Genomic DNA, 202 nt, shown 5'->3' with positions numbered 1-202 from the left:
ATTGGTCTGGAGCCGGGGACGGAGGGCGCGGGTGTGATCGCTCGCGTCGGTCCCGGTGTCACCGATTTCGAGCCGGGGGACAAGGTCTTCGTGCTCTGTAAGGGCATGATCCACCGGTATAACACGCTCAGCGCGGACATGGTGTACCGTATCGCCCCGGATGTCGAGCCAGAGCGGGTCAGCAGTTTCGTCTCGTTTGTGT

1 protein-coding gene is annotated in these 202 nt (G+C 62.4%); it reads left to right on the top strand.

The features are described from left to right. The coding region (locus ACX4ZE_RS23640) for an alcohol dehydrogenase catalytic domain-containing protein (protein ID WP_480275677.1) at window positions 1–202 on the top strand (202 nt) is incomplete at its 3' end.

The sequence above is a fragment of the Nocardia sp. TBRC8007 genome, assembly GCF_056629435.1.
Note: the sequence above shows the minus strand (reverse complement) of the source record. Positions and strands in the feature narration are given on the sequence as shown.